This window comes from Pseudomonas auratipiscis, from assembly GCF_036324085.1.
In the GTDB taxonomy this organism is placed as follows: domain Bacteria; phylum Pseudomonadota; class Gammaproteobacteria; order Pseudomonadales; family Pseudomonadaceae; genus Aquipseudomonas; species Aquipseudomonas auratipiscis.
The window spans coordinates 1-18,405 of record NZ_JAZDCU010000010.1 but is presented as its reverse complement, the minus strand read 5'-3'; the positions used below and the strand labels follow the sequence as shown (position 1 = coordinate 18,405).

The window sequence follows — 18,405 nt, the reverse complement described above, 5'->3', positions numbered from 1 at the left end:
ACCAATCGCCTCTGCCGATCGCAATGGAGTCCTGCCATGTACCGTTGGTTAGCCCAGCACCTGGGTAACGTTAGCGTCAATCGAAAGCTCGGTATCGGCTTTGGCCTGGTGCTGCTGCTGACCTTGAGCATTACCCTGACAGGCTGGCAAGGCCTGAACGGTATCACCCAGCGCGGCGATACCCTTGGCAGCATCTCCCAGGTCCTGCAGGCGACCCTCGAACTGCGCATAGCTCGGCAGAACCTTCAGATCAAGGGCGATGACAGCGCAGCGCAAAACCTCAACAATGCGCTGGCCAACCTTGACCGCCAACTGCAACAGGTCGAGCAGCGCATTGTTCTGACGCAAAACAAACAGCGTATCGAGCAGCAGAAAGAAGCCGTTCGCCAGTACCGACTCGGGCTGGATGCTTCCGAGAAAGCGACCCGCCAGCGTGAGGCCAGCCGTGCCGTCCTGGGCAGCAGCGCCGACGAGGCTGCGGGCCTGACCACTCAGGTTGAACAGCAACTGCTCACGGGCAGCGACCTGAACCTGTTCAATAGCGTGGTCGGGGCCAGCAAACTGCTGCAGCAAGCCCGCTTCCAGGTGCGCGGCTACACCTACAGTGGCAAGCCTGAGTTCCAGCAATCTGCCCTCGAAGCCATCGACCAGGCGATCTCGCAACTCACCACCCTAGCCGATGTGCTGCCCGCCAACTACACCGGCAACCTCAATCAGGCGGCTCGTGCCCTGGGCAACTATCGCGCGGCGGTGATCGAGTTTGGCACCGCGCAGGCGGCCTTTGAACTGGCCGCCCAGCAGATGTCGGTACAAGGTCAGGTCCTGATCGATCAAAGCCTGCAACTGACCACCACCTTGACCCAACTACGCGACGATGAATCGCAGCATGCCAAGTCAATGCTCTCCCTGGCCACGGTGCTGGCTTTGCTGCTCGGCGTGCTGGCTGCCTGGGCCATCACCCGGCAGATCACCCTCCCTCTGCGGCAAACCCTCAACGCCGCCGACCGCGTCGCCAGCGGCGATCTGCGCCACGACCTGATTGTCGAGCGCCGTGACGAGCTTGGCCAACTGCAACGCAGCATGCAGCGCATGACTGTAAGCTTGCGCGAGCTGATCGGAGGCATCGGCGATGGTGTCACCCAGATCGCCAGCGCCGCTGAAGAGCTGTCGGCGGTAACCGAGCAGACCAGTGCCGGGGTCAACAACCAAAAGGTCGAGACCGACCAGGTGGCCACCGCCATGAACGAAATGGCCGCGACCGTCCAGGAAGTTGCGCGCAATGCCGAAGAAGCGTCCGAGGCAGCGCTGGTAGCCGACCAGCAGGCCCGTGAGGGTGATCGGGTGGTCGCCGAAGCCATTGCCCAGATCGAACGCCTGGCCAGCGAAATGAATCACTCCAGCGATGCCATGGGCAAGCTCCAGAGCGAAAGTGACAAGATCGGCAGCGTGCTGGATGTGATCAAGTCCGTTGCCCAGCAGACCAACCTGCTGGCGCTCAACGCGGCGATCGAAGCGGCCCGTGCTGGCGAAGCCGGCCGCGGCTTCGCCGTGGTCGCCGATGAAGTGCGCAGCCTGGCGCAACGCACCCAGCAGTCGACCGAAGAAATCGAAGCGCTGATCGCCGGTTTGCAAAGTGGCACTCAGCAGGTGGCGAGCACCATGGATGCCAGCCGCAACCTGACCGATAGCAGTGTCGAGCTGACACGGCGCGCCGGTTCCTCATTGGAGACCATCACGCGTACCGTATCCTCGATCCAGGCAATGAACCAGCAGATCGCCGCAGCAGCCGAGCAACAGAGTGCTGTAGCTGAAGAGATCAACCGCAGCGTCATGAACGTGCGCGATGTGTCAGACCAGACCTCCGCCGCCAGCGAAGAAACAGCAGCCTCCAGCGTCGAACTGGCGCGTCTGGGCACCCACCTGCAAGGCTTGGTTGGCAAATTCCAGCTCTAAGATAAACAACCTGTGCTGCCCTTCGCGGCAGCACAGGCTCAGTATCGACAGATACCGTTCCTGTCTGCCCTTGGGCAACCTTCCTACTCCCCCCAAACTCAGGCCTTTTTTCCTCGCTGCTGAGTCGAACTTTCCTACACGTTTTGCAGGTCTAGCCCTCCCATTCCCCGCCGATGAGCAAGGTGCGGTGCCCTGATCCACGTCCGGGCGCTTGTCATTTCTCAACTGCTGGAGACCCCCATGTTCGGACCTGTGAATCGGATGCTAGGCAACATGAGCGTCAGCCTGAAGCTGACCCTGGCCTTCGCCTTGGTACTGCTACTGACACTATTGATAACATTCAGCGGCTGGCGCGCAATGGAGGACGCCATCGATCGCTCGCAGAAGCTAGTGGAAATTGCCCGACTCAATGATATTGGCAAGGACCTGCGGGCCGAACGTATCACTTTTCGAGTGCTTAACGACTTGCAGAGCAAGACACAGGTCGAGCAGTCGCTGCGGTCATTACAGGAGCTACTCACGGCGATGCAGAATCGCTTTGAAAGCGCTGAAAATCGGCAGATGATCGCCAGCAAACTGCAGATCGTGCAGCGTTTCTCCCAAGGTTTCGAGCAGTTGCAGCAAGCGGTTGCCCTTCGCCAGGATCGGCAACAAGCCATGCAGGGCACGGAACAGCGCCTGGGCGAGTTAATAGACAGGCTGCAGGACCAAGTCCTGGAAACAATGCGTAGCGAAGACCAGCAAAGCACCCAGGACCGGGTACTGAATCTGGTCGAAACGCTTTCTCGACACATCGAAGCGGTCAATCAGCAAAGCCTGGTACCCGCCTACACCTTTGACCCGCTGGAAGGCTTTTCCAGTGTCGGTCAGGTCGCCGTCGAAGCTGCCGGCAAGACGCTCGACCAACTGACACCCTTGGCACAAGCAAATGGCGTTCAAGCTGAGATTTTGGCTGGCACTCGCTCGGCCCTTGGCCAGTATCAAGGTAACCTGGAGCAATATCGCCGCGCCGCCATCGCAGTGGAGACCGTGCAGGTTACTCTGGAGCAGTTGGGTATCGAGCTTCGCAATGCCAGCCGTCAACTGAGTGACAAGCAGATAGAACAACGTGATAACGAAGCTGCCCAGGCGCATACGGCATTGATCAGCCAAGCCGCCCTGGCCCTGCTGCTCGGGTGCCTGGCGGCCTGGGTGATTACCCTGCAAATCACTACACCGCTCAAAAACACCCTGGCACTGGCTGAGCGTATCGCCAAAGGTGACCTGCACCTGGCCGAAAGAGTGCAGCGGCGCGATGAAATGGGCCAACTGCAGAACAGCATGCATGCCATGACCTTGAGCCTGCGCGAGCTGATAGGAGGCATCGACCTGGGCATTACCCAGCTTTCCAGCGCCGTTGAACAACTTTCAGCAGTAAGCGAGCAGACCAAAGTCAGGATCGTGCAGCAACGAGACGAAACCGATCAGGTAGCCACCGCCATGAACCAGATGAGCGCGACGGTGCATGAAGTAGCCCGCAATGCCGAGCACGCCTCACAGGCAGCGACCGTCGCGGATCAACAAGCGCAGTTGGGCGATCAGGTGGTAGGTGAAGCGGTAGTGCAAATCGAGCAGTTGGCCGAGCAGATGGACAACTCGATCAGAGCCATGCACCAGCTAGCGGGTGAAAGTCAGCGGATCGGCAGCATTCTTGATGTGATCAAATCGGTTTCCGAGCAGACCAACCTGCTGGCGTTGAACGCTGCCATCGAGGCGGCGCGCGCCGGCGAGGCTGGCCGCGGGTTTGCCGTGGTCGCTGACGAAGTCCGCGGACTGGCCCAGCGGACCCAGCACTCAACCGAAGAAATCGAGCAACTGATTGGCAGCCTGCATGAAGGCACTGACCAGGTCACCCGCCTGCTCGACAGCAGCAAAAGTCTGACTCACGATAGCGTCGAGCTGAGTCGCAAGGCCGGCGACGCCCTAAGCCAGATTACTCAGACGGTGTCGAGCATTCAGGGGATGAACCAGCAGATAGCCACCGCCAGTGAGGAGCAAAGTGCGGTAGCCGAAGAGATCAACCGCAGCGTGATAAACGTCAGGGAAGTGTCAGACCAGACCAGCGCTGCCAGCGAAGAGACCGCGGCGTCGAGTCTTGAACTGGCGCGGCTGGGGCGTCAGCTTCAAACGCTGGTAGGACGGTTCAGCCTGTAGCGCGTGTTCTTGCGGGAGCGCAGCTGGACTATGTGTTGCTTGTTCACCAGCGCCTTGCGCCCGATCGCGGGCCAAGCCCGCTCCTACCGGGGATAGGAGCAGCTTGGCCGGCGAAGAATCTGACGGGCTAGAGCACCTGGCGCAGGAACGCCTGGGCGCGCAGGTCTTTGGGGGCGGTGAAGAACTGCTCGGGTGGCGAGTCTTCCAGCAGTTTGCCGTGGTCGAAGAACAGCACCCGATCCGCCACTTCCCGGGCAAAGCCCATCTCGTGGGTAACGCAGACCATGGTCATGCCTTCGAGCGCCAACGTCTTCATGACATCCAGCACCTCACCGACCATTTCCGGGTCAAGCGCCGAGGTTGGCTCATCGAACAACATCACCTTGGGCTCCATCGCCAGCGCACGGGCAATCGCTACCCGTTGCTGCTGACCACCCGACAAGCGCGAGGGGTATTCATTGGCTTTCTGACTGATCCCCACCTTCTCCAGCAACGCTCGAGCTTTTGCCTCACGCTCCGCCTTGCCACGCTTGCGCACCACTTTCTGCGCCAGGCACAGGTTTTCCAGCACCGTCATGTGCGGGAACAGGTTGAAGTGCTGGAACACCATGCCGACTTCGCGCCGGTAGGCGTTGACGTCGGTCTTCGGGTCAGCCAGTTGCAGCCCATCGATGGCCACGGTGCCTTCGTCAAACGACTCCAGGCCATTGAGGCAGCGCAGAAAGGTCGACTTACCCGAGCCCGATGGGCCAAGTACAACCAGCACCTCGCCCTTGGCCACATTGGTGCTGACATGATCGACCGCGCGTACCACCTGGCCACGTGTGTCGAAGACTTTTACCAGATCACGGACTTCAATCACTTTGCGCAAGCCTCCGCTCAAGCCGGCTGGCCATGTGCGACAGCGGCAGGTTGATCAACAGATACAAGCCAGCAACACAGAACCAGATCTCGAAGGTCGAGAACGAAGTCGTGATTGCTTCGCGCCCGCTCTTGGTCAGTTCGGTAATGGCGATCACCGACACTAGCGAGGTGTCCTTGACCAGGCTGATGAACTGCCCCGCCAGCGGTGGCAGCACGCGCTTGAACGCTTGCGGCAATACCACGTGACGCATCGACTGACCTGCACTCAAGCCCAGGGAGCGAGCCGCTTCGCCCTGCCCCTTGGCAATCGATTGCACGCCGGCGCGGACGATCTCGGCAACGTAGGCGCCGGTAAACAGCGCCAGTGCTGCAACCCCGGCGAATTCGCGCGACAGGTTGAGTACCGTGCCGATAAAGAAGTAGAAAATAAAGATCTGCACCAGCAGCGGTGTGCCGCGGACCAGCTCGACATAGACCGTCGACAAGTCCCGAAGCGTCGGGTTATTCGACAACCTGCAAAGACCGGCGAACAAGCCGATTATCAGCCCCATCACGCCCGAGGCGACCGAAATCCACACCGTGGTCCACAAGCCCCAGGCCAGTGGTCCTGCGGCCCAATGATGGGTTACGCCAATCAGGTCACCTTCCGCCACATCATCGCCGCGGGACAGTTGCACGCTGCCCTTCTCAACGTCGAAGACCTGCTCGGCGCCACTTTCATCGCGCACGGTAACGGTGGCCATTTCCCCCTTGGTGACAATGGCTTCAATGGTGCCGTTCTCGGCAGCACGCTGGGCTACTTCCGCCTGGTAGGCGAAATACTGTGGCACTCGGTTCCAACGCCATTCGTAGGAAATCACTGACGTTGCGTAGTACAGGCTCGCCGCCAGCCCGATCAGAACCAACGCGGTCAACCCATGCCAGGGCCACTGAGCTTTCTTGTGTTTGATCACTTAAGGGTACTTCCGTAAAAGCGAACGCGCAGGACCAGCCTGCGCGTCGGGTTTCAAACCAGGCTTGTGGCCTCGGCCTTATTCCATGTCCTTGAGCCAGGCGGTGTCCTTGAACCACTTGTCGTGGATTCGATCGTAGGTACCGTCGTGCTTGATCTGGTGCAGGAAGTTATTGATGAAGTTCAGGCTGTCGTAGTCGCCTTTCTTCAGGCCAAAGGCCAGGGGTTCGAAGGTGAACGGCTTATCCAGGAACACCAGCTTGCCGGCGCCAGCCTTGTTCACGGCCACTACGTTGTAGGGCGCATCATAGACGAAAGCGTCAGCCTTGCCGTTGACGACGTCCATCACGGCTTCCTGCTCGTTGTCGTAACCGTGGTATTTGGCTTTGCCGATCAACTTCTTGGCGACCATCTCGCCAGTGGTGCCCAGCTTGGACGTGAGGCGGTATTCTTCCTTGTTGAGGTCTTTGTACGACTTGACCTTCTCAGCCAGTTCCTTGCGAATCAGCAGGGTCTGGCCAACGACGATGAAGGGTTCGCTGAAGTTAAGCTTCAGGTTGCGTTCCTGGGTCAGGGTCATGCCACTGCTGATGATGTCGAATTTATCGGTCATCAGGGCCGGAATGATACCGTCGTAGGAAGTGGACACCATCTCCAGCTTGACGCCCATGGACTTGGCCATGGCCTTGAGGATATCGACTTCGAAGCCGACGATCTCACCGCGCTTGTTGGTCATCTGAAATGGCATGTAGGTGGGGTCCATGCCCGCACGCAGCGTGCCACGCTTGACTGCTTCATCAATGGCGCCGGCTGCCTGGGCAGCATTGACCGCCACCAGCGCGGTGACGCCAACCAGTAGCATCGACAGATATTTTTTAAACATCACCAGATCCCCCAGCAAGAAAGCTCGAATTTTATTTTTAGCGCGAACCGTCCTACAGACGGGTGCGAGATATTCGGGAGGGATGGTATCAGAAAAAGGCAGAAAGCTACCGCGGGGCAAGCCCACTCCCACAGGGGTTATCTGTGGCAGCGGGCCTGCCCCGCGACGCATCAGGCGCTAGCCATGGATGGCTGCGCCACAGGCTCTGGATGCAATGGCAACAATGGCGAGTGCGGGTCGTTGGCGATCGACTGACGCCAGACGCCCAGCCAGGCTTCGTTTTTCTCGTCCCAGATGCAGGTATGCAGGCGCGCCAGGGCAACTGGATCGCTAAGCAAGGCCAGACGGGTGTTGCCGTCCAGGCCACTTGGGCCAACGTCCAGCGCTTTGCCGATACGCTCGGCGCGCAACGATTCGATCGGCGCCGCGACACCATGACGCGCAGTTGCCAGGGCGCAAGCCAGGGCATTCTGCTGTGGATCGACCACCGCCCGGACGAAACCGTCGTGCATGGCGTGCCAGCGGTTTTCGTGGGTGTACTGATCGGTCGCGAGCAGTTCAGCTGGCGTGGCGTATTCCTCGGGAATCAGGAACAGGCTTTCATCCTTGGCTCGCAAACCCAGGTGTACACGACTGGAAATGACCGAAACCGGAATCGACAGCATCAGTGAACCGACAATAGGCACCAGCCACCACAAGAAACTTGGGTTCAACCAAGCCACCAGCAAGGCCCAGGCCACACCCAGCAGGGTTTGCGGGCCATGGCGGCGCACTGCTTCGCTCCACGGGGTGGAGTCATCGTCACGCTGCGGTGAATTCCAGGTCGCAGCCCAGCCGAGGAATGCGGCGAGTACGAAACGGGTGTGGAAAATCATCCGCACGGGCGCAAGAAGCATGGAGAACAGCATCTCCAGCAGCATCGACAGCGTCACCTTGAAGCGTCCGCCGAACTCTTTGGCACCCTTGGCCCAGATTAGAACGATACTCAGCAGCTTGGGCAGGAACAGCAGCACAATCGTGGTGGAGAACAGCGCGATGGCCTTCTCCGGATGCCACTGCGGCCACAACGGATAAAGCTGGCGCGGCTCCAGGAAGTACTGCGGCTCCATCAGCGTGTTGGTCGCCAGCAACGCAGTCGACAGCACCAGGAAGAAGAACCACAACGGCGCCGACAGGTACGACATCACCCCGGTGAGGAACACCGCACGGTGCACCGGGTGCATGCCCTTGACCAGGAACAGGCGGAAGTTCATCAAGTTGCCGTGGCACCAGCGCCGGTCGCGCTTGAGCTCGTCGAGCAGGTTCGGCGGCAGTTCTTCATAGCTGCCCGGCAGGTCGTAGGCAATCCACACGCCCCAACCAGCCCGACGCATCAGCGCCGCTTCAACGAAGTCGTGGGAGAGGATCGCACCGGCGAAAGCCCCCTTGCCTGGCAACGGCGCCAGGGCGCAGTGCTCAATGAACGGCTTCATGCGGATGATCGCGTTGTGCCCCCAATAGTGCGACTCACCCAACTGCCAGAAGTGAAGGCCAGCGGTGAACAGCGGGCCGTATACGCGAGTTGCAAACTGCTGCATACGCGCATAGAGGGTATCCATGCCCGAGGCTTTCGGTGCGGTCTGGATAATACCGGCGTCCGGGTTGGCTTCCATCAGCCGAACCAGGCTGGTCAAACATTCGCCACTCATCACGCTGTCGGCGTCGAGCACCACCATGTAACGGTAGTCGCTGCCCCAACGCCGGCAAAAGTCATCAAGGTTGCCGCTTTTGCGTTTGACGCGACGGCGACGGCGACGGTAGAAGATCCGCCCGAAGCCCTTGGCCTCGCGGCACACCTCCAGCCACGCCTGTTGCTCGGCAACGGCGATATCGGTGTCGTTGGTATCGCTGAGGACGAAGAAGTCGAAGCGGTCCAGGTCACCGGTAGCGGCGACCGACTCGAAAGTCGCCCGCAGGCCGGCAAATACCCGAGGCACATCTTCGTTGCAGATCGGCATGACAATGGCGGTACGCGCGCCAGCCTCGATGGGCTCGTTACCGGCACTGCTGCCGGAAATACGGTACTTGTCGCGACCGGTCAACAGTTCGAGAAAGCCCATCAGCGCGGTCCAGAACCCTGCCGACACCCAGCAAAAGAGGATGCCGAACAGAATCAGGATGCTGGTTTGCAAAGCGTACGGCCAGACCTGAGTAGCCGTCTGCAACAGCGGCTGACGGGTGATTTCGTCGAGATCGACAAACGACCAACCCTGATACGGCAGGATGCCTTTCATGTACCAGCCGGCAACGATCGTCTGGCCCAGCATCAGCGCCAGCAGAATATAGCGGCGCAGGGAGCCGACCCAGCGCCAGCGCGCCTTGGGCAGCTCGCGCTTGACCGGGGCGGGAGCATTGGTGCGGCCGGTCAGACGCCGCCAGCCTCGGATCAGAATATTGGTACGCCATGGCTCGGGAATCACCCGGGTACGGCGAATCGGCGGCGTAGCCTTGAGGCAGATACGACCGCTGCCATCCACCGCCAGCATCTCGGCGTCGTGTATTTCCTGGGCACTGGTCAGGGTCAGGCGCTCTCCCACCGAAGCTTGCACGGCTTCGGCTTCAGCAATGGCCGGTTGGCCCGACAAGCGTTGATGCAGTTCGCTGAACGACGTGCAGCTGGCAAGTTCTGCCCGCTGCTCGTCGCTCATTGGTAAGTGGGCCAGGTACTCGCTGAGCGATTCTGGCCGTGCTTGAGAATTACTCATCGGCAGGCAACTGGTAGCTCCAGGTCTCGGTCAACACCTGTTCGGTGGTGGCCGGTGTCCCGGTGGTGGATGCCGCATCGGCGGCTGGTTGCTCGGCAGGCTTCTCGGCCTTGGCAGACTTGGCCGCAGCCTTATCCTGCTTAGTCGGTTTCGCAGGTTTGGCAGGTTCGACCGGAACGTCACGCAGCAGCGCCGCACGCATTTCCACGGACTTGCTCGGGTCTTTGACCTTCATCCGCAAGGTCAGGCGCCAGCCTTTGATTTCCGGGTTGTAACGCAAGTTGTTTTCGACCAGCTCCGCGTTGTCGCCGATGCTGACCTGGCTGCGCACGGCAGTATCTTCGGGCAGTTTGGCAAGCACCGGGCCTTCGAAGTCGACCAGAAATGCAACGCTGCCATCCGCTTCGCGAATCAGGTTGGACTGCTTCACGTCACCAGTGGAACGCAGGGTCTGTTTGACCCAGCCCAGGTTCGGCGAGTGGAACTCGGACTCATCGATAGTCCAGTGTAGACGGTAGGAGTACTCGAACGGTGTGCCTGGCTCCGGCAGTTTTTCCGGACTCCAGAACGCAACGATATTGTCGTTGGTTTCATCGGCGGTCGGAATTTCGACCAGGTCTACAGTACCTTTGCCCCAGTCACCCACTGGCTCGATCCAGGCACTTGGGCGCTTCTGATAGTTGTCATCGAGGTCTTCGAACTGGCTGAATTCACGCTGGCGCTGAAGCAGGCCGAATCCACGCGGGTTTTCAACGCTGAAATTGCTCACTGCCAGATGTTTCGGGTTGTTCAGTTGGCGCCACAGCCATTCACCGTTGCCAGCATGAATCGACAGACCTTCGGAGTCATGCAGGGCCGGACGATAGTTAGGCACTTTCGATGGCTGGTTACCGCCGAACAGGAACATGCTGGTCAGTGGCGCGATACCCAAGCGGCTGACGTGGTCACGCAGGAACACCTTGGACTTGACGTCGACAATGGTGTCGCTGCCTGGACGCAGGGTCAGCTTGTAGGCACCGGTGGAACGCGGCGAGTCGAGCAGCGCGTAGATAACCAGGTGCTTGTCGGCAGGCTTGGGCTTTTCGATCCAGAACTCGGTAAAGCGCGGGAATTCTTCGCCGGACGGCAACGCGGTGTCGATGGCCAGGCCACGAGCGGACAAACCATAGACATGGCCCTTGCCGACCACGCGGAAATAGCTGGCGCCAAGCAGGGTCATGATTTCATCCTGCTTGTCGGCCTTGTTGATCGGGTACAGGACACGAAAGCCTGCGTAGCCGAGGTTCTCGGTGGCCTTTGGATCGAATTTCACGTTACCGAAGTCAAAGCGACTCATGTCGTATTTGATCTCTTCGACGGTGGTCGCGGTAACTTCGTTGATTTTCACCGGCGTGTCGAAATGCATGCCCTGGTGGTAGAAGGACAATTTGAACGGCGTCTTGTCCTTGGCCCACTCAGCTTTTTCCGTGAGGAAACGGATCTGCTGGTAATCACCGTATTTCATATCACGGAACACCGCCGGCAGATTGCTCTTCGGCGCTTCGTACTTCTGTCCGGCAAGATCCTTCGCCTTGGTTGCAACGTCATCAAGGTTGAACGCCCAGAGCTGGCCAGTGCCAAACAGGCCTACCAGCGTCGCGCCGGCCAGCAAGGCCTTGCGCAAGCGGATGCCGGGGGTTCTTGGTGCATTACAGGAACTTACAATCACGAGCTACCCTCGCCGAAAACAGATCAAAAAACCAACGGCCAGCGACATATGCCAAGTTGGCGAGCACTGTTCGGACTCCGAAAGGGCGCAATGATTCCCCAAACGGTTCCGGCAGTCTCGAGTCAGAGTGGAACGAACCTACGAACGCAGGCCCACATAGCGCGCGATTATCCAGCAGGCTGCGTTACAACGCATCAGGGCCAGCAAACTATTTATGCTACAAAACCCCTTGTTTTCACGCAAACAGGGGTTTTTTGCCTTCATATTTGTAACATAAATGTTACGGGGCCATCATTGACCAGGTGCACTTGCATGTCCGCCCCAAACTGACCGCTGGCAACGGTGGGGTGCTGGGCTTGAGCCTGAGCCAATAAATAGTCGAAAAGCTCCGCACCGAGTGCAGGTGTCGCCGCGGTGGAAAAACTCGGGCGCAAACCGCTCTGGGTATCAGCGGCCAGGGTGAACTGCGATACCAGCAAAAGACCGCCAGCAACGTCCTTGAGGGAAAGATTCATCTTACCTTGAGGGTCACTGAACACCCGGTAGTTAAGCAGCTTGTGCAACAGCTTGTCGGCGTGAGCGCGGGTATCACCCGGCTCAACCGCAACCAGCACCAACAGTCCCTGGTCGATTGCACCTACGGTCTTGCCCTCGACATCTACCCGCGCGCCACGCACGCGTTGCAGCAGGCCCTTCATGCCTCTTCCAAAGGCAAGTCGAGCAGGCGCCGGGCCATCTGGTCTGCGGCACGTACCAAGGCGTCAGTGATACCAGGCTCCGAAGCTGCGTGCCCTGCATCGCGAATAACTTTCAGCTCACTGTTCGGCCAGGCTTGATGCAGCTCCCAGGCGTTGTCCAGCGGACAGATAACATCATAGCGACCGTGCACGATGACGGCCGGCAGGTGAGCAATCTTTGGCATGTCACGAATCAACTGGTTCGGCTCAAGGAACGCATTATTGGTGAAGTAATGGCATTCGATGCGGGCGATCGACAGCGCGCGCTGAGGTTCGGAGAAACGGTCGACGACCAGCGGATTGGGACGCAGGGTTGCGGTGCGCCCTTCCCAGGTCGACCAGGCCTTGGCGGCATGCATCTGGGCAATCTGATCGTTGCCGGTCAGGCGTTTGTGGAATGCCTCCACCAGATCACCGCGCTCTTCGGCAGGAATCGGCGCGATGTAGTCTTGCCAGTAATCCGGGAACAGGCGGCTAGCGCCAGCCTGGTAGAACCATTCGATTTCTTGCTTACGGCACAGGAAGATCCCACGCAGGATCAGGCCATGCACACGCTCCGGATGAGTCTGGGCATAGGCCAGCGATAGGGTAGAACCCCAGGAACCGCCAAACAGCACCCATTTGTCGATCCCCAAGTGCTTGCGGATGCGCTCCAGGTCTTCGACCAGATGCCAGGTGGTGTTGTTCTCGAGGCTGGCATGAGGGGTCGAACGCCCACAGCCACGCTGATCGAATGTGATGATGCGGTACAGGTTCGGATCAAAGTAGCAACGGCTTTGCGCATCGCAGCCTGCTCCTGGCCCGCCATGGATGAAAACCACCGGCAGACCTTCCGGAGAACCACTTTCATCGACATACAGTACATGTGGAGCTTCCACGGCCAGATCGTGCCGGGCGTAGGGTTTGATCTGCGGGTACAAGGTCTGCATTACGCACTCCGTGTGGAAATTATTCTGCCGTGGGGCATCATAAACCTGAATTGCGCTTAGAGCATGTACCTGAAGTGGTGTTGCGGCTCTATCGCCGGACAAACGCGCTCCGACACCGGCCATATAGTCCAGTGGGAGCGGGCTTGCCCGGCAATGTCGTCAGTTCGAATAACGCTCCTGCCCCCAGGCCAGTACGGTCTCAAGCAACTGCTTTAACACCACTTGTGTCGGCTGCGCCAGGTCTTCGCGGTACTTGAACGGCTCCACCTCCTCCATGTACGTGCTCTGCGCCAACTCCAGTTGCACCGCATGAATGTTGTTGGCTGGATCGCCATAGTGCCGAGTGATGTGCCCGCCCTTGAAGCGACCATTGAGAACATGACTGTAACGTTCGGCCTTGGCGCAAACACCTTGTAGACGCCCGGCCAGTTGCGGATCACAACTGGCGCCGTTGAAGGTGCCAAGGTTGAAGTCCGGCAGCTTGCCGTCAAACAGATGCGGGATATGCGAACGAATCGAGTGGGCATCCCAGAGCAGCGCATAGCCAAACTGCTCGCGCATGCGTGCCAGCTCGCGGCGTATGGTGTCGTGATAAGGGCGCCAGATACCCTCGAGGTATTCCGCGCGCTCTTCAGCAGAAGGCTCTTTGCCCGCCTGAAACAGCGGTTCACCCTCGAACAACGTGGCGGGGTAAAGACCGGTCGTGGCTCCGGCATAGAGCGGTTTGTCGTCGTCCGGGCGGTTCAGGTCGATGACAAAGCGCGAGTACTCGGCAGCCACCACGCTGGCCCCCAGCTCACGGGCAAAATCATAGAGCTGCGGAATGTGCCAGTCGGTATCGGGCAAGCTTTGCGCCTGCGCCACCAGGCCGGCCTTGACCACTGGGGTCAGACGCAGGCCAGCGTGGGGCATGCTGATCAGCAGCGGCAAACGACCCTGATGAAAACTCAGTACCTTGTCCATTAATCCTCCTTCAGCTGAAAATTTCCTGGCCAAGGCGCACGACCCGCTTGGACAGGTCCCCGCCGAGCCAATAGCACAGATCCGCCGGCCGCTCGATCTGCCAGGCAACGAAGTCGGCGACCTTGCCCACTTCCAGCGAACCATGACTATGCCCCAATCCCAGTGCGGTGGCGGCATGGGTAGTTGCACCGGCCAGGGCTTCTTCCGGCGTCATGCGGAACAGCGTGCAGGCCATGTTCAGCATCAAACGCAGCGAAAGCGCGGGCGAGGTGCCGGGGTTCAAGTCACTGGCAATGGCAATTTTCACACCGTGTTTACGCAGTGCATCCATCGGCGGCAGTTGCGTCTCGCGCAGAAAATAAAACGCCCCGGGCAACAACACCGCGACCGTACCAGCTGCTGCCATGGCAATCGCATCATCTTCGGTCATGAACTCCAGATGATCAGCCGACAGTGCCTGATAGCGCGCAGCCATGCTCGAGCCCGCCAACGACGACAATTGCTCCGCATGCAGCTTCACCGGCAGGTTCAACTCACGGGCCTTGATGAAAACCCGCTCGACCTGGGCCGGTGAAAACGCCAGGTATTCGCAAAAGGCATCCACGGCGTCAACCAGCCCTTCAGCCGCCAGGGCTGGAAGCATCTCATCGCAGATATGGGCAATGTAGTCATCGGCACGGTCTTTGTACTCAGGCGGCAAGGCATGAGCCGCCAGGCACGTACTGCGTACCGTCACCGGTAATTCTTCACCCAGGCGACGAATAACCTTGAGCATCTTGCGCTCGCTGGCAAGGTCCAGGCCGTAGCCGGACTTGATCTCCAGCGTGGTAACGCCATCGCGCATCAAGGCCTGGACCCGCTGGCGAGCACTGGCGAACAGTTCATCCTCACTGGCCGCACGGGTCGCCCTTACGGTGCTGGCAATACCGCCACCCTGCGCGGCGATTTCAGCATAACTGACGCCTTGCAGACGCTGCTCGAACTCACCGCTGCGATTGCCACCGAACACCGTATGCGTGTGACAGTCGATCAGCCCTGGGGTGACCCAGGCATTGCCCAGGTCCACCTGTTTGTCGGTCGTCATGGTCGGCAGCGACTGGCGCTGGCCTATCCACTCGATACGGCCAGCGCTGGTAACGATAGCCGCGTCCTCAATGATCGAGTAAGTGCCTTGGGCCATGCTCGCCACGTGGCAGTGCTGCCAGAGGGTTTTCATGCAGTGTCTCCGTTTCTAGCGCTGAAGTTGTGAAGGGTCCTGGGCCAAAGCAGCCTCGGCTTTCGCTGCCCGCGGCTTACACCACAGCAGGTAAGAGGCAACCAGGAACAATACCCAGACTACGCCGACCAGCAGTGCGGCCTGCGTGTCAGGGAAGTAACCAAGCACGCCGAATACAAACAGCATGAAGGCTATCGCTGCCGCCGGACCATAGGGCCAGAACGGCACCGGGAATTTCAGTTCGGCCACTTCTTCACGGCTCATGCTGCGACGCATGGCAACCTGGGTCACCAGAATCATCAGCCAGACCCACACCGTAGCAAAGGTTGCGATCGAAGCGATCAGCAGGAATACGTTTTCCGGGATCAAGTAGTTGAGCACAACGCCGCCGAGCAATGCCGCACCCATGACCAGTACGGTCATCCACGGTACACCGTGACGAGAGATTTTCGCGAAGCCTTTGGGCGCATGTCCCTGTTGGGCCAGGCCGTACATCATCCGTCCGGCGCCAAAGATATCGCTGTTGATCGCCGACACCGCTGCCGAAATCACCACGATATTCAATACCGTCGCCGCCGAGCCGATTCCCAGGTTGCTGAAAATCTGCACGAACGGGCTACCTTGGCTGCCAATCTGTGGCCACGGGTACAAGCACATCAGCACGAACAGGGTCAGCACATAGAACAGCAGGATGCGCATTGGAACGGCATTGATTGCCTTGGGAATGACGCGCTGCGGATCTTTAGCCTCACCAGCGGTGATACCGATGATTTCGATGCCGCCAAAGGCGAACATCACCACCGCGAACGAGGCAATCAGACCGCCGATGCCGTTAGGCATGAAGCCGCCATGATCGAACAGGTTGCTGATACCGACTGCGTGCTCCGCACTGGCATTGCTAAGACCGAAGGCCATGATGCCGAAGCCGGCCAAGATCATTGCCACAATAGCGGCGACCTTGAGCAACGACAGCCAGAACTCCATTTCACCGAAGACCTTGACGTTGCACAGGTTCAGGCCGCCAATCAGGAAAACAATCCCCAGCACCCAGATCCAGCGGGCGACCTCGGGAAACCAGAAGCCCATATAGATGCCGAATGCGGTGACATCGGCCAGGCACACAATGATCATCTCGAAGGCGTAGGTCCAGCCCAGGATAAAGCCCGACATGGGCCCCAGGTAGGTGCTGGCGTAGCTGCCGAACGAGCCGGATACCGGGTTGTGCACGGCCATTTCGCCCAGGGCGCGCATGACCATGAATACCGCTGCGCCGCCAATCAGGTACGCCAGCAGTACCGCTGGGCCGGCCATCTGGATGGCGGCGGCCGAACCGTAGAACAGGCCGGTGCCGATTGCCGACCCCAGTGCCATGAAGCGAATGTGACGCGCGGTAAGCCCGCGCTTGAGACCTTCTGCTTGTTGCATGTCACGTCCTTATTTTTGTTCTGGTCGTGAAAATGATCGGGCTGTTTCGACAACCATCGCGGGGCCGGCGCGCTCTCCCTGCAGCAGGAGCGGGCTTGCCCCGCGATGGGCCGCAATGCGGCCCCGAAGGATTTACAGACTAGGCAGGACCTTGGCCGGCAGCAGACCGGTGAGGGAGCCTTCGGCCAGGAGGGCAATAGCGGCCTCGATGTCCGGAGCGAAGAAGCGGTCTTTCTCGTAGAAAGCAACTTTGCCGCGCAGAGCCTGGCGGGCCTGCTCCAGCTTCGGCGAAGTTTTCAGGCCTTCGCGCAGGTCCAGGCCTTGCGCAGCAGCCAGCCACTCGACTGCAAGTACACCACGGGTGTTCTCAGCCATTTCCCATAGACGCTTGCCAGCAGCCGGCGCCATCGACACGTGATCTTCCTGGTTGGCCGAAGTCGGCAGGCTGTCGACGCTGTGCGGGTGAGCCAGGGCCTTGTTCTCACTGGCCAGGGCGGCAGCGGTTACCTGCGCGATCATGAAGCCGGAGTTAACCCCACCATTGGCCACTAGGAACGGCGGCAGTTGCGACATGTGCTTGTCCATCATCAACGAGATGCGACGCTCGCTCAGCGAACCGATTTCAGCAATCGCCAGTGCCATGTTGTCCGCCGCCATGGCGACCGGCTCGGCGTGGAAGTTGCCACCGGAGATCACATCGCCTTCTTTGGCGAATACCAGCGGGTTGTCGGAGACTGCGTTAGCTTCGATGACCAGTACGTCGGCGGCCTGGCGCAATTGAGTCAGACAGGCGCCCATGACTTGCGGCTGACAGCGCAGCGAGTACGGATCCTGGACCTTGCCGCAGTTCTGATGGGAGGCCGAAACTTCACTGCCATCACCTAGCAGGTCACGGTAGCAGGCAGCCGAGTCGATCTGGCCACGCTGACCGCGAGCTTCGTGGATACGCGCATCGAATGGCGAGCGTGAGCCCAGGACAGCTTCAACAGTCAGCGCACCAATCGACGTCGCAGCGGCGAACAAGTCTTCTCCTTCAAATAGACCGCGCAAGGCGTAAGCAGTGGATGCCTGGGTACCGTTGAGCAGTGCCAGACCTTCCTTGGCGGCCAGGGTCAGCGGTTCAAGACCGGCTACGGCCAGCGCCTCTGTGGCCGACAGCCATTGACCGTTGTGACGGGCCTTGCCTTCACCGAGCAGCACCAACGACATATGTGCCAGTGGCGCCAGGTCACCCGAAGCACCCACAGAGCCTTTGAGCGGGATGTGCGGATAGACCTCGGCGTTGATCAGGGCAATCAACGCATTGATGACTTTGCGGCGAATACCGGAGAAACCACGGCTCAGGCTGTTGACCTTGAGCACCATGATCAGGCGCACCAAGGCATCGTCGATGGGCTGGCCAACACCTGCCGCGTGTGACAGCACCAGCGAACGCTGCAGATTTTCCAGGTCGTGGCTGGCGATACGGGTCGAGGCCAGCAGGCCAAAACCGGTATTGATGCCATAGGCGGTACGGTTTTCCGCCAGAATCTGCTCAACGCAGGCAACGCTGTCGTCGATCTGCTGGTCAGCGCTGGCGTCCAGCTTGATTTTCACCGGCTGCTTGTAGATCGCTCGCAGTTGAGCCAGGGTCAGGGTGCCAGGCTTGAGGGTCAATTCAGTCACGTTAATGCTCCGTACTCGTGAGGCGTATCCGCCCGCATAGATATCAGTATCAACCAATTACCGCAGATCAGCCGGTGATCATCGGCAGGTTCAAGCCTTGTTCCTTGGCGCAGTCGATGGCGATCTGGTAACCGGCATCGGCGTGACGCATGACACCGGTGGCCGGGTCGTTA

At 59.6% G+C, this 18,405-nt stretch carries 14 protein-coding genes and 2 pseudogenes; 4 read left to right on the top strand and 12 right to left on the bottom strand.

The window, feature by feature from the left end:
• Positions 1-36: 36 nt before the first annotated feature.
• The 4 genes and pseudogenes from V0R60_RS27030 to V0R60_RS27015 all read left to right on the top strand — a co-directional run.
• Positions 37-1,098 (top strand): annotated as a pseudogene (locus V0R60_RS27030) (methyl-accepting chemotaxis protein); the annotation flags it as partial.
• On the top strand, positions 1,081-1,953 hold the full coding sequence (locus V0R60_RS27025) for a methyl-accepting chemotaxis protein (protein ID WP_408005544.1): 873 nt from the start codon (positions 1,081-1,083) through the stop codon (positions 1,951-1,953). The pseudogene V0R60_RS27030 and the gene V0R60_RS27025, both read left to right, overlap by 18 nt.
• 240 nt (positions 1,954-2,193) lie before the next feature.
• Positions 2,194-3,291 (top strand): annotated as a pseudogene (locus V0R60_RS27020) (methyl-accepting chemotaxis protein); the annotation flags it as partial.
• The gene (locus tag V0R60_RS27015; RefSeq protein WP_408005543.1) at positions 3,274-4,146 is read left to right on the top strand and encodes a methyl-accepting chemotaxis protein; all 873 of its coding nucleotides are present in this window, start codon (positions 3,274-3,276) and stop codon (positions 4,144-4,146) included. The pseudogene V0R60_RS27020 and the gene V0R60_RS27015, both read left to right, overlap by 18 nt.
• A gap of 127 nt (positions 4,147-4,273) precedes the next feature.
• Here V0R60_RS27015 and V0R60_RS15120 read toward each other — a convergent pair whose 3' ends face one another.
• The 12 genes from V0R60_RS15120 to V0R60_RS15065 all read right to left on the bottom strand — a co-directional run.
• Positions 4,274-5,008, bottom strand: a complete 735-nt coding sequence (locus V0R60_RS15120; RefSeq protein ID WP_136478524.1) for an amino acid ABC transporter ATP-binding protein — start codon at positions 5,006-5,008, stop codon at positions 4,274-4,276.
• Positions 5,001-5,963 carry an amino acid ABC transporter permease gene (locus tag V0R60_RS15115; protein ID WP_203482116.1) on the bottom strand — a complete coding sequence of 321 codons (963 nt, stop codon included), beginning with the start codon at positions 5,961-5,963 and terminating at the stop codon, positions 5,001-5,003. The genes V0R60_RS15120 and V0R60_RS15115 overlap by 8 nt, the downstream gene beginning before the upstream one ends.
• A 78-nt stretch (positions 5,964-6,041) precedes the next feature.
• Positions 6,042-6,845 carry a transporter substrate-binding domain-containing protein gene (locus V0R60_RS15110; protein WP_330080419.1) on the bottom strand — a complete coding sequence of 268 codons (804 nt, stop codon included), beginning with the start codon at positions 6,843-6,845 and terminating at the stop codon, positions 6,042-6,044.
• A gap of 170 nt (positions 6,846-7,015) precedes the next feature.
• A complete protein-coding gene (gene mdoH, locus V0R60_RS15105; protein WP_330080420.1) occupies positions 7,016-9,589 on the bottom strand; it encodes a glucans biosynthesis glucosyltransferase MdoH in 2,574 nt (857 codons plus the stop codon).
• Positions 9,582-11,297, bottom strand: coding sequence for a glucan biosynthesis protein G (locus V0R60_RS15100; RefSeq protein WP_330080421.1), 1,716 nt, complete (start codon positions 11,295-11,297; stop codon positions 9,582-9,584). Before V0R60_RS15100 ends, mdoH begins: the two co-directional genes overlap by 8 nt.
• A 260-nt stretch (positions 11,298-11,557) precedes the next feature.
• A complete protein-coding gene (gene dtd, locus V0R60_RS15095; RefSeq protein ID WP_330080422.1) occupies positions 11,558-11,995 on the bottom strand; it encodes a D-aminoacyl-tRNA deacylase in 438 nt (145 codons plus the stop codon).
• Positions 11,992-12,963, bottom strand: coding sequence for a prolyl aminopeptidase (gene pip / locus V0R60_RS15090; RefSeq protein WP_136478529.1), 972 nt, complete (start codon positions 12,961-12,963; stop codon positions 11,992-11,994). The genes dtd and pip overlap by 4 nt, the downstream gene beginning before the upstream one ends.
• A gap of 159 nt (positions 12,964-13,122) precedes the next feature.
• Positions 13,123-13,926 carry an N-formylglutamate deformylase gene (hutG, locus tag V0R60_RS15085; RefSeq protein WP_330080423.1) on the bottom strand — a complete coding sequence of 268 codons (804 nt, stop codon included), beginning with the start codon at positions 13,924-13,926 and terminating at the stop codon, positions 13,123-13,125.
• A 10-nt stretch (positions 13,927-13,936) separates the two neighbouring features.
• Positions 13,937-15,142, bottom strand: a complete 1,206-nt coding sequence (gene hutI / locus V0R60_RS15080) for an imidazolonepropionase (protein WP_330080424.1) — start codon at positions 15,140-15,142, stop codon at positions 13,937-13,939.
• Between the two features lie 15 nt (positions 15,143-15,157).
• A complete protein-coding gene (locus V0R60_RS15075; protein WP_330080425.1) occupies positions 15,158-16,567 on the bottom strand; it encodes an amino acid permease in 1,410 nt (469 codons plus the stop codon).
• A 132-nt stretch (positions 16,568-16,699) separates the two neighbouring features.
• Positions 16,700-18,232, bottom strand: coding sequence for a histidine ammonia-lyase (hutH, locus tag V0R60_RS15070; protein ID WP_136478533.1), 1,533 nt, complete (start codon positions 18,230-18,232; stop codon positions 16,700-16,702).
• Positions 18,233-18,299: 67 nt separating this feature from the next.
• On the bottom strand, positions 18,300-18,405 hold a 106-nt coding region (locus V0R60_RS15065), incomplete at its 5' end, for a hypothetical protein (RefSeq protein ID WP_330143359.1).

Coding starts and splice junctions, on each gene's coding strand:
- V0R60_RS27025 (WP_408005544.1), top strand. CDS start 1,081: ATGCAGCGCATGACTGTAAGCTTGCGCGAGCTGATCGGAGGCATCGGC.
- V0R60_RS27015 (WP_408005543.1), top strand. CDS start 3,274: ATGCATGCCATGACCTTGAGCCTGCGCGAGCTGATAGGAGGCATCGAC.
- V0R60_RS15110 (WP_330080419.1), bottom strand. CDS start 6,845: ATGTTTAAAAAATATCTGTCGATGCTACTGGTTGGCGTCACCGCGCTG.
- mdoH (WP_330080420.1), bottom strand. CDS start 9,589: ATGAGTAATTCTCAAGCACGGCCAGAATCGCTCAGCGAGTACCTGGCC.
- dtd (WP_330080422.1), bottom strand. CDS start 11,995: ATGAAGGGCCTGCTGCAACGCGTGCGTGGCGCGCGGGTAGATGTCGAG.
- pip (WP_136478529.1), bottom strand. CDS start 12,963: ATGCAGACCTTGTACCCGCAGATCAAACCCTACGCCCGGCACGATCTG.
- hutG (WP_330080423.1), bottom strand. CDS start 13,926: ATGGACAAGGTACTGAGTTTTCATCAGGGTCGTTTGCCGCTGCTGATC.
- hutI (WP_330080424.1), bottom strand. CDS start 15,142: ATGAAAACCCTCTGGCAGCACTGCCACGTGGCGAGCATGGCCCAAGGC.
- V0R60_RS15075 (WP_330080425.1), bottom strand. CDS start 16,567: ATGCAACAAGCAGAAGGTCTCAAGCGCGGGCTTACCGCGCGTCACATT.